General features: G+C 70.0%; 9 protein-coding genes. 5 read left to right on the top strand and 4 right to left on the bottom strand.

Annotation, left to right across the window (positions count from 1 at the left end):
• Positions 1 to 1,094: 1,094 nt before the first annotated feature.
• The 3 genes from FrCorBMG51_RS26645 to FrCorBMG51_RS33115 are packed head-to-tail and all read right to left on the bottom strand — an operon-like array spanning position 1,095 to position 3,260.
• Positions 1,095 to 1,952, bottom strand: coding sequence for an AAA family ATPase (locus FrCorBMG51_RS26645; protein WP_086055374.1), 858 nt, complete (start codon positions 1,950 to 1,952; stop codon positions 1,095 to 1,097).
• Positions 1,952 to 2,707 (bottom strand): exonuclease SbcCD subunit D C-terminal domain-containing protein, encoded by a 756-nt coding sequence (locus FrCorBMG51_RS33120; protein ID WP_052914544.1) that lies wholly within the window; start codon positions 2,705 to 2,707, stop codon positions 1,952 to 1,954. Before FrCorBMG51_RS33120 ends, FrCorBMG51_RS26645 begins: the two co-directional genes overlap by 1 nt.
• Positions 2,708 to 2,756: 49 nt before the next feature.
• Positions 2,757 to 3,260 (bottom strand): metallophosphoesterase family protein, encoded by a 504-nt coding sequence (locus FrCorBMG51_RS33115; RefSeq protein WP_338052732.1) that lies wholly within the window; start codon positions 3,258 to 3,260, stop codon positions 2,757 to 2,759.
• 464 nt (positions 3,261 to 3,724) lie between these two features.
• Here FrCorBMG51_RS33115 and FrCorBMG51_RS10540 point away from each other — a divergent pair, with 464 nt between their 5' ends.
• From FrCorBMG51_RS10540 to FrCorBMG51_RS10525, 4 genes are all read left to right on the top strand, one after another.
• Positions 3,725 to 4,984, top strand: a complete 1,260-nt coding sequence (locus FrCorBMG51_RS10540; RefSeq protein WP_047223001.1) for a glutamate-5-semialdehyde dehydrogenase — start codon at positions 3,725 to 3,727, stop codon at positions 4,982 to 4,984.
• A gap of 310 nt (positions 4,985 to 5,294) precedes the next feature.
• Positions 5,295 to 5,855, top strand: a complete 561-nt coding sequence (locus FrCorBMG51_RS10535) for a hypothetical protein (RefSeq protein WP_052914543.1) — start codon at positions 5,295 to 5,297, stop codon at positions 5,853 to 5,855.
• Between the two features lie 445 nt (positions 5,856 to 6,300).
• Positions 6,301 to 8,292 (top strand): glycosyltransferase family 2 protein, encoded by a 1,992-nt coding sequence (locus tag FrCorBMG51_RS10530; protein WP_476742142.1) that lies wholly within the window; start codon positions 6,301 to 6,303, stop codon positions 8,290 to 8,292.
• Between the two features lie 535 nt (positions 8,293 to 8,827).
• Positions 8,828 to 9,730 carry a septum formation family protein gene (locus FrCorBMG51_RS10525; RefSeq protein WP_052914542.1) on the top strand — a complete coding sequence of 301 codons (903 nt, stop codon included), beginning with the start codon at positions 8,828 to 8,830 and terminating at the stop codon, positions 9,728 to 9,730.
• Here the strand turns inward: FrCorBMG51_RS10525 and FrCorBMG51_RS33720 are convergent.
• Positions 9,720 to 9,947, bottom strand: a complete 228-nt coding sequence (locus tag FrCorBMG51_RS33720; RefSeq protein ID WP_086055373.1) for a type II toxin-antitoxin system prevent-host-death family antitoxin — start codon at positions 9,945 to 9,947, stop codon at positions 9,720 to 9,722. The genes FrCorBMG51_RS10525 and FrCorBMG51_RS33720 overlap by 11 nt on opposite strands.
• A 273-nt stretch (positions 9,948 to 10,220) precedes the next feature.
• On the opposite strand from FrCorBMG51_RS33720, the gene FrCorBMG51_RS10520 reads away from it, so the two are divergent.
• Entirely contained in the window at positions 10,221 to 10,910 is a 690-nt protein-coding gene (locus FrCorBMG51_RS10520; RefSeq protein ID WP_235433479.1) for a DUF433 domain-containing protein, read from the top strand.
• The last annotated feature ends 10 nt before the right edge of the window (positions 10,911 to 10,920 follow it).

Below are 10,920 nucleotides of genomic sequence, written 5' to 3'. Positions count from 1 at the left end.
CGGCGCCTGCCAGCGGGGTGTCCGCTGTTGTCGCGCCGGCCATTGTCGTGTTCGCGGACATCGTGTTGTTCGCCGGGTTCGCCGGGTTCGCTGGCGCCGGAGCTGTTGGCGGGGTGTTCGCCGTGGTCGATACGCCCACCGTGCCCGCTGTGCCGATCGCGCCAGTCCTGTCGCCGGCCGGGCCAAGGTCGGCCGCGGGTGCGGTCTGCCCCGGGGCGGCCGGGCCGGCGGGCCCGGGGACGGCGGTGGCGGGATCCACCTGGTTGGCCAGCGCGCGCGTCAGCGTGCGGATCCGTTCGTCGAGCCGGTCGGCGTCGCGGCGGGCGTCGGTGGCCTGCGTCGCGAGCCGGTTGGCGATGGCTTCGGCCGCGAGCTCGTCGTCCTTGCTGACGTGGTCCGCGCGGGCCTCGGCCGGGTCGGGATGCGTGAGGGATCCGCAGACCGGGCAGGGCGAACCGTCGACCAGGGCGGCGCTGAGCTCCGCGGTGATCGCGTCGAAGCGCTGCTGACGGATGTCACCGGCCTGCTCGCGGGCCAGCCGTGCGGACTGCTCCGCGTCGTGCGCATGGGTGAGGGCCTGCCCCCGTCGGCGTACGGCGGCGGCCAGCTCGGCGGCCGTCCGTGCCTGCTCGCGTGCGCCTGGCAGGGCGGTTGCGGCGGCCCTGGCGCGGCTGTGCCTGGCCTCGAGGGTACGGCGCTGTTCGGGCAGTTCGGCGCGCAGGTATTCGGTGAGGGTGGCGACGGCGGCCGCGTGCGTGTCGGCGTCGATGTCGGCCGCCGTGGCGGCGGCGTCGTCCGCGTCGGCGGCGGTCAGGATGTTCGCGAACTGCTCGAGGCGTCCCATGTCGGTGTGGGCGACCCGGGCCAGCCGGGCCAGCTCGTCGACGTCGACGTCGTGCCGGGCGCCGAGCAGTTCCAGGCGGTGGCGGCCGGTGTCCTCGGCCAGCCGTGCCCGGGTCAGGTCGTCCGCCCGCTCCCGTACCTGGTCCAGGGCACGGCGGACGGTGGCGGCACGGCGGGCGGCGGCCAGCTCGGCGGCCATGACCTCGATTGCTGGGAGCTGCGCTTCGAGTGTCGCCAGCCTGGCGTCGAGCTCACGCCGCTGCTGTTGGCGTTCGGCGAGTCCGCGGGTGAGGTCGAGCGACTCCTCGGCCTGCCGGCGGGTCTCGGCGGCTGCTCCGGCATGCTGCGTGGCCGTGCGGGCGGCGGCGTCCGCGGCCGCGGCAAGGCCGGCGACCCAGTCGGCGTCGGTCTCGAGATCGTCCGGTTCGGTGACCGCGGCGGCCTCGGTGGCCCGGGTCGCCACCCGGACGAGGTCGCCGCGGGCGGCGGCNGGCGGCGGCCAGCCGCTCGCCCGCGATCTTGGCCTGGTCGGCGAGCCACTGTTCGGCGTGCTCGAACCGGCTGACGGCGAACAGCCGCTTGAGCAGCCGTTCCCGCGCGTCGTGGTCGGCCTGCAGGAAGTCGGCGAAACGCCCCTGCGGTAGCATGATCACCTGGAAGAACTGCTCGGCGGTCATCCCGAGCAGCCGGCCGATCTCGAGCCCGACATCCTCGTTGCGCTGGGCGACGGCCTCCCAGCCGGTGTCGGTCCGGCGCCTGAGCAGGGCGGTCGGGTTCACTCGGGAGCTGCCCCCGCCGCCGCGCCTGGGCCTGTCCCAGGATGCCGTCCGGGCGATCTGGTAACGCTGCCCGGACACGCTGAACTCCAGTTGCACACGCGGCTGAGCGTCCGCGCCGGCATGGTGGGAGCGCAGGTCCTTCGCGCGGGCCCGCAGCCCCGGAACGACTCCGTAGAGGGCGAAGCCGAGCGCGTCGAGCAGTGTGGTCTTCCCGCCGCCGGTCTCGCCGCACAGCAGGACCAGGCCACCGGCTCCGAGCCGGTCGAAATCCAGCTCGACCTTGTCCGGGAAGGCTCCGAAGGCTGCGAGTTCCAGCCGGTGCGGGCGCATCAGGCCGCGTCCTCGGCCCGGCGGGCGTCGTCCAACGCAGCCTGTAACAGGGCACGTTCGCGCTCGCTCGGCTCGGACCGCACATGTGTGACGAACGCCTCGGCCACCGCGAGATCGGAACGCCCGTGGACGCGCCGGCCGTAGGTGAGCTCGTCGCCGGTGGCGTCGAGGGCGGGCTCGTGGCTGAGGGTGAGCGCGAAGGGGAAGCGGCGCTGCAGGGTTGCCATCGCGTCCAGCGGGCGGACCGGGTCGGTGAGCACCACCGAGACGAAGTCGGCGGTGTGCCGTTCGTGGTCGATGGCCGTCATCAGCTCCGCCAGCCGGCCGCGCAGCCGGGCGAGGCCGCGGTACACGGGGACCGGGATCTCCTCCAGCCCGCACAGGCCGTCCGCGTCGATTTCCACCAGCAGTGACGACTTGACGTCGCCCGCCTCGGAGAACGAGTAGGGCAGGGGCGAGCCGCTGTAGCGCAGGCCCTCGTCCAGCGCCTGTGGCCGGTGCAGGTGCCCGAGCGCGGTGTAGGTGACTCCGTCGAAGAGCTTCGCCGGGACGGCCGCGAGCCCGCCGACGCTGATGTCGCGTTCGCTTTCGCTGGCCTGGCCGCCGCTGACCCAGGCGTGGGCGCAGACGATGCTGCGGCCACCGCGCCGGGCCCGGTCGGCGTGCACGGCACGCATGGCCCGGCCCAGCGTCGCGGCGTGCGACAGCGCTCTACCAGCACCGATCGGGGCCTTTTCATTGCTGTTCGTGTTCACGGTATCGCTGATCGTCGTCGATTTGTTGCTATTCGTATCTTCTCTGCTGCTATCTGTCGTCGTAGCCGTGTCGCCAGGGTGGGCCGCGTCGTCGGGGTCCGGGGTGGGAACCGCCGGCAGGGCGTCGGCCANGCAGGGCGTCGGCCACCGCCGCCGGTTCCAGGTAGGGGAGCGCGTAGACGTGGATGGGTCCGTGCGCGTCCTCGACGGTGACGGGGGTGGCGATGGCGGACACGTCCGTCCTGATGCGCACCCGGGGGTCGAGCAGCCCGGCCTTGTCGCCGAGGCGGGCGCCGGCGTCGTGGTTGCCGCTGATCACCACCACGTGCGCGCCGGCGTCCCGCACCCGGGACAGCGCCTCGTCGAACAGCCGCATCGCCGCGACCGGCGGGATAGCCCGGTCGTGGACGTCCCCGCTGACCACGACGAGGTCGACGCGTTCGGCCCGGACGACCTCGACAAGATGGTCGACGAAGGCGGCCTGCGCCGCCAACAGGTCGAATCGGTGCAGAGTACGCCCGAAGTGCCAGTCGGATGTATGCAGCACGAGCATGTCTGCACGGTAGGACGCGCCGCCGATGCTTCCGCACGCGGGTACGGTTTGTGTGCGTGCCCGTGCCGCCACGGAACCCGTGCCGCCACGGAAATCGTGACCGGGCCGCCGGCGGACCGTGGGGAATCCTCGTGGCTGCCCTGACACGCCGGTAACCTCGTAGTGCCACGGAAATGTGGGCCGTCCGGACGCCCCGGGCCGGCTTCCGGGCTCCCGGGCCGGCGTCGCCGAACCGGTGGGAGCCCCGGATCCGGTGGGGACCCCGGGCGCGGGAACATCGTCGTGCCGCCCCGGCCCTGCGCGGCCTGAGGAACGCGGGCCCCGGCGGCACGATCATGATCGTGCCGCCGTCGGTCCGCCGCCCTGCACACGCGGTCCTCCGGTGGTCCGGGAACATGATCGTGTCGTTTCCGGCCCGCTGGGCGTGGCGTGTCGGACGAGCGTCAGGTCGGGAGGAACTGGTCATGAACAGCCTTGCGGAGGATGTCCGCGAGACCGCGGTCCGGGCGCGTGACGCCGCGGCCGTGCTCGCACCGCTGTCCCGCGCGGACAAGGACCGCGCGCTGCACGCGATGGCGGACGCGCTGCTCGCCGGCGCCGGGCCGATCCTGGCGGCCAACGGCGCGGACGTGGCCGCCGCGCGGGCCGCGGGCACCGGCGAGGCCATGATCGACCGACTCACCCTCACACCTGACCGGCTCGCCGCGATCGCGGACGGCCTGCGCCAGGTCGCGCTGCTCGAGGATCCGGTGGGCACGGTGGTGCGTGGCCGGGTGCTCCCCAACGGGATCGAGCTGCGCCAGGTCCGGGTGCCGCTCGGCGTGGTCGGGATCATCTACGAGGCCCGCCCGAACGTGACGGTCGACGCCGCGGGCCTGTGCCTCAAGAGCGGCAACGCCGTGCTGCTGCGCGGCAGCGCCTCGGCCCTGCGCACCAACGCGGCGCTGGTCGCGGCGCTGCGGGAGGCCGCGGCCGGGGCCGGGCTGCCCGCGGACGCGATCGCGCTCGTGCCCGGCGCCGACCACGAGTCGGTCAAGCAGCTCATGCGCCTGCGCGGTCTCGTCGACGTGCTGATCCCGCGCGGCGGCGCCGGGCTGATCCGGACCGTGGTGGAGGAGTCCACCGTGCCGGTGATCGAGACCGGGGTCGGTAACTGCCACGTCTACGTCGACGTCGACGCGGACCTCGACCAGGCGCTGGCGATCGTCCTCAACGCGAAGACCCAGCGGGTGTCGGTGTGCAACACGGCGGAGACGCTGCTGGTGCACGCCGGTGTCGCGGACGTCTTCCTGCCGCGGGTGCTCGCGGCGCTGCGGCAGGCGGGGGTGACGATCCATGGCGACGACGCGGTCCGTTCCCAGGACCCGTCGGCGCTGTCCGCGACGGAGGAGGACTGGGCCGCCGAGTACCTGTCGCTGGACCTGGCGGTGCGGGTGGTGGACTCCCTCGACGACGCCGTCGCGCACATCCGCCGGTGGGGCAGCGGGCACACGGAGGCGATCGTGACCCGTTCGCTGGCTGCCTCCCGCCGGTTCATCGCGACCTGCGACAGCGCGGCGGTCATGGTCAACGCTTCGACCCGCTTCACCGACGGTGAAAGGTTCGGTTTCGGCGCCGAGATCGGAATCTCCACCCAGAAGCTGCACGCCCGTGGGCCGATGGGCCTGACCGAGCTGACATCCACCACCTGGGTGGGCGTCGGCGACGGCCATCTGGTGGTTTAGAGCGGGGCGCCAGCGGCGCGATCATGCTTTTGCGGAGCCGGTGGTCCGTGTCCTTGGACGCCGGGCGGCCGGGGCTGCCCGCGGGTGGGCATCTGGTCGGTGACCTGGCCGAACAGGGGGACGCCGACGGCCGGGCCGTGCTGCCAGGTACGCTTCTGACTCGGTAGGGGGATAGCTCTGGACATTCCGTTACTTGTCTCCTGGTCCGAACCAGGATCAGACGAGAGACGGTCTGCTCGTTCGAGCGTTTCGGGGGGCGTCGGATGTCGAAATTCCATGGTGTGACTGTGCGAACGACGGAGGGAACGCCGTGTCGGATGAGGACGTGCCGACGGGTGCCAGGTCGCGCACGGCGGACATGATTGTTTATGCGTGCGGTGTGGCGGGGCTGATTGCCGTGCTGGGGACGTTCCTGCCGTGGGCGGGTGCGACCCTCGCCGACCGGGGTGCCGATCTGCTGCACAGCAACAGATCGGGACTGGAGCTGTCCTGGCACGGCAAGGTGGTGCTCGGACTGGGCATTCTCGGCGTCGTCATCAGCGTGCTGCTGTCCGAGATCCCCCGTGCCCGCCCGTTCGGGCTGGCGCTGCCCGTCGTGGGTGGCGCTATCGCCGTCCTCAGCGCTGTCAAGATCAATGCAGGGGACGCGATAGCCGCCAAGCTTCTGCGGCTGCGGATCGGCACGTTCCAGACGGACAATCCCGTGGTCACCGCCGAGGTGGGCCTGGGCCTGTGGCTCAGTCTCGTAGCCGGTGTCGCGCTTGTCCTCGGTGGGCTTTTTCTCGGCCGGTCCGCGTGGCGGGCGACCGGCGCTTCCAGGCGGCCCTCCGGCGGCATATCCGGTGACGTGTCCGGTGGTATAGCCCGGTGACGCCCGGCGCCTGTTACGCCCGTCGTGCGTTGGTCCGGCGCGCCCGCCGGCCCGACTCCGGGAGCGGTGTTCCGCGGCCTCCATAGCACCTTGACGGCATGACGTCCTTGGTAGATCGCAACCAGCACGGATCGATCCGGGCATGGCGCCAGCGGCACGCGGTTGACGCCCGGCCCCGCCCGGGTCTGCGGACCGCTGGCCGTGAACGTGCCGACGACGGATGAATACCTGGCACCCATCCCTGTCCCGACGTGGACCGGTTCACCGATCTGCATGCGACGTGTGATCTGCATGCGACGTATGTCGTGGCGCTGACCGCAACCCGCGGGTGGCACGAGTCCTTGGAAGAGAATTGGCCTACGACTACACCTCCTTCTCGAAGCTCGCGGGTCCGCTTACCCTTCCGCCTGCTGACACAGAGTATCGCGTTGCCTACCGTAAGGTGATGGTAGGGCGGGAGCTCTGGATGGTGCTGCCGCTGTTGATAGCCACCGTCGGGTTGTCGTCGCTGTTCTTCGTCTGGCTGGTGCAGCCGGGCCACTTCCCCAAGAGCAGGTACCTGCCGACGCCGGTGCGCATCGGCAACCTGGTCATGTTCTGGACGATCGTCGTCTCCGAGGGCATCCGGTTACTTAATTCGATCACTCTTTGCTGGGCCGCCTACATCATGCGCAACCCGGTGCCGGTCCGGCCGCCGGCAGGCCTGCGGATCGCGTTCACGACCACCATCGTCCCGTCGAAGGAGCCGCTGGACGTCGTACGCGACACCCTGATCGCGGCCCGGCAGATCCGTTACGGCACACCCATCGACATCTGGCTGCTCGACGAGGGGAACGACCCGACGGTCCGCCAGATGTGCAAGGACCTCGGGGTCAACCATTTCAGCCGCAAAGGGATCGAAAGGTGGAACCAGCCGAAAGGGAGGTTCCGGGCCAAGACGAAGCACGGCAACCACAACTCCTGGCTGGACGCCCACGGCGCCTCCTATGACGTCGTGCTGTCGGTCGACCCCGACCACATTCCGCTGCCGAACTTCGCCTCGCGCATGCTCGGTTACTTTCGCGACCCCGATGTCGCCTTTGTCGTGGGGCCACAGGTCTACGGGAACTTCCACAGCTTCCTGACCCGGGGCGCGGAAGCGCAGAACTACATGTTCCACTCGGTCATCCAGCGGGCCGCGAACCGGTTCGACTGCGGGATGTTCGTCGGCACGAACCACGCCTACCGGGTGTCGGCATGGCGACAGATCGGTGGGTTCCAGGATTCGATCACCGAGGATTTGGCCACCTCTTTTGCTGTACACGGAGAGCATCAGCCTACCTCCGGACGGCACTGGAAGTCGGTGTACACGCCGGACGTCGTAGCGGTTGGCGAGGGGCCGGCTACCTGGACCGACTTCTTCAGTCAGCAGTTGCGGTGGGCTCGTGGCTCCAACGAGGTCATGGTCACCGAGTCGGTACGCCGGCTGCGGAAGCTGCCGTGGGGACACCGCCTGCACTACTCCACCCTGATGTTGCACTATCCGACCGTCGCCCTCACCTGGCTGATGGGAATGATGCTCACGGTCAGCTACATGGCCCTGGGGTCAACCGGGGTGACCGTGCAGATATCGTCCTGGATGGCGCTCTACATCGACGTGGCCGTGACCAGGCTGCTGCTCTACATCTGGCTGCGACGGTTCAACATCAGCCCGCATGAGGAGAAGGGCACTGCCGGCATCTCCGGAATCTTCGTCTCCATGCTGTGCACGCCGTTCTACTCGACCGCCTTCGTCGGCGCGCTGTTACGGCGTCCGCTTGGTTTCGTGGTCACGCCCAAGGGGCAGAGCGCAAGCCCCGACCGGCTCCTGACCTTCCGTAAGCACATCTTCTGGGCGACGATATCCGGGCTCTCCGTCGCCGCCGCGGTCGGCTTCGGCCATGTGTATCCGGCGAACATGGTCTGGGCGGCGTTATCGTTGATCATCTGTCTGCTCCCCATCTTCATGTGGTGGGGGTCCCTGATCGCCGGCCGGCTGCGTTCCGCCGGCGAGCCCGGCCTGCTACCGGCAGTGGCGTCCGAGCAGTCGGGCGTACCCCACCAGGCGACGGCATCCGAAGCCCCGGTGAGCGCCTCCGCGGCAACCAGAACAGCGGTGCCCGAGACCACGGTGGTCATCGCCACGGCGGCATCGTCGTCCGCCACGGCGGAAAAAGCACCGTCCACGACGCCAGAAAAGTCAGCGCCGGAAAAAGCGGCGCCGGGAAGACCGAAAAAAGCGACTCCAGGGAGATCCGCGCCCGCGATCGCGCCAGCCGCCGCCTCCTCGGGGTATGTCGAGGAGGCCACGAAGGTGCTCACGCGGCCGGCCGCGCTGTCGGCGCCCGCGTCCGGCGGGTGGCACGAGGAGGTCACCCAGACGACAGCCGTGCCGGCGCTGTCGGCGCCCACNAGTTGATGGGCCGGCTGCCGGCGCGGGTGGCATCTCCCCGCCGTGATCCGACCATGATCCGGAACGGCGCCCGGCGTGGCCGTGATTCGGTGCATGGTGCATGGTGCGGAAGGCGGGTCAGCGGTGTCCGAAGAAGCCAGCGGACGATCCAGGGGAGAAGGCTCCGGGAAGGGCAGGGATTCCCGGGAAATCGAGGAAGCCGGGGAAACCGGGGAAACCGGGGATGCCGGGGATGCCGGGGAGAAGGCGGGTCCCGGAGGCGGGAAGGCCGGGGACGGCGACCCGTTCGCGGCCTGATCCTTGACAACGACTTCGTCGCCGGGGCGACGGCCTACGAAGCGCCGGCGCGGACCCGGGCCGCCGTCGCCCGCTTCGGGGGCACGACCGATCCGGGGCGGCCACGTTCCCGACGTCGGAAAGTACCCTGCCGCGCGGCTCGAAGGGCACGACCGATCCGGGGCGGCCACGTTCATCGGGTGGGCCGCTCGGGTCCCGCCGGCCACGTCGGTTCCGCAGTCGTGGGCTGGTCGCGGCCCTGGCCGTGGCCGGCGTCGGAATCCTGCTCGTGGCCGGTTACGCGGTCGTCCGCATGGGCGACGGTGCCGCATCGACCGACACCACCGCCGCCGGCGGGCCGTCACCCTCCGCGAGCGCGAGCCCTGGCCAGCCCGAACTCAACAGGTGGTCGTTCGACCGTGGGCGCTGCTACATCTGGAATCAGGATGATCGCATATCGGACGCGGACGAAGTGCCCTGTGCGTCACCACACCTGTTCGAGGCCGTCAGGAAGCTGGATATCGCCTCCGACTACCCCACTGACAGCGCTTATCCGACCGAGACGCGGTGGCGTGAGATCAACGACCGTTACTGTGAACCGGTCGCGCGTGATTTCCTCGGCTATCCGTTCGACCCGCACGGTCGTTTCGCGAGCGGAATCATTCGTCCCAGCCGGTTCGGCTGGGAATCGGGTGACCGGGCGTTGGTGTGTGGGCTGATCGCCGCCGGCAACGCCGCCACCCCGAACCGACTCGTCCCCTTCACCGGTGTGGTCGAGGGCGCCGACCAGGCACGGGTCTATCCCCCTGGAACGTGCCTGGAGCTGACGACGACCGAAACCAAAGGTGAGATTCCCTGCGGTGCCCCCCACCAGGCGGAGGTCACCGGAACAGCCACCCTGCCCAACACCTCGGACGGCCAGCCCCCGTCCGAGGCGGCCTTCGAGGAACTGGCCCGCTCCCGCTGCCAGGCGGTGGCCACCCGCTTTCTGGGGCGGCCGTTCCGGGATACCGAGACCATGCAGGTCAGCGCGCTCCATCTTGCCGCCGAGAGCTGGCGCGCCGGCACCCGCACCATCACTTGTATGATCATCTTTGTGGACGGGCGCGGTGGATTCGCCGCGGTCACCGGCGCCCTGTCCCATACCGGCGAAGGCGTCATGGCCTGAACCTGAAGACGTCCGGACCCTCCTCTGACGCGAGGTCTGCCAGGCGCTGCCAGTCCTCCAGAGCGGCGATTACCACGTTGGGGCGGCCAGACCGGGTCAACGTGATCGGCCCGGTCCGTTCGGCCTCGTCCGCCAACTGGTCCAGACGGTCCCGCGCTGTCTCAAGCGGCTCACTACGCGTGCTCCCAGCATGCCCTCGCCTGCTCCGGTCGTGGATGGGGAAGCGTGAGCGTCCGCGCTGGCTACGTAGCGGCCAGTGCGGAGCTTTGTGATCATCGTTGGCTGCCTGCCCTGTACTCGAAGGACCCCGCCGGTTGGCATGCCATCGGCCCCATCACCCTCGGCGCTCTCTCTCACTTCGGCCTCGGTCTCTTCCGCCCCGTCCGGTAGGCGGCCGACCGCTCGTCGTATCAGTGTCTTATGTGGGCTGTTCCGGTCTGAAGCTGTGTGCGTGCGTCATGCCACGGCGCTGATGCGGCATGATGCGGGCATGGGGATCACCGTCCTGGACCGCGAGGTCTACTCGATGGGCGAGGCGGCGCGTGTCCTCGGTGTGCGACCGGCGCGGCTGCGTGGATGGATCGACGGCTACTCCCGTGGCGGATCGGTTTACGAGCCGGTCATCCGGCCCGAACGGACCGGCGAAGAGGCCGTCACCTGGGGAGAGTTCGTCGAGGCCGGTTATCTTCGCGAGTACCGGATACGTCACAGGGTCTCTCTGCAACGTCTCCGTCCGGTCGTGCAGCTTCTGCGGGAGCGTCTCGGTGTCCCCTATCCGCTCGCGCACGCCAGACCATATGTCGCGAACCGTGAGCTCGTTCTCGAGGTTCAGGACGAGACCGGTATCGACCGGGATCTCGCGATGGTCGTCATTCGTAACGGCCAGCTCGTACTCGCACCCGGCGCGGCCGCGTTCGTGGAGAAAGTCGAGTTCGCTCCCGGTGACGGGGAGGTCCTCCGCATCCATCCGGATGACAGGTCCAGCCCGGTCGTCGTCGACCCGCTGCGTAGCTTCGGTGCGCCGGCCGTTCATGGGATACGCACCGAGAATCTCTATGACCTGTTCGCGGCGGGGGATTCGGTTGCCGAAATCGCGGACGGCTACAACATCGCGGTATCCGACGTCGAGGCGGCGATCCGCTATGAAAGCCGCATCAAAGGACAGGAGAACGCAGCCTGAGCGGCCGGAA

The organism is Protofrankia coriariae (assembly GCF_001017755.1).
GTDB lineage: Bacteria > Actinomycetota > Actinomycetes > Frankiales > Frankiaceae > Protofrankia > Protofrankia coriariae.
Note: the sequence above shows the minus strand (reverse complement) of the source record. Positions and strands in the feature narration are given on the sequence as shown.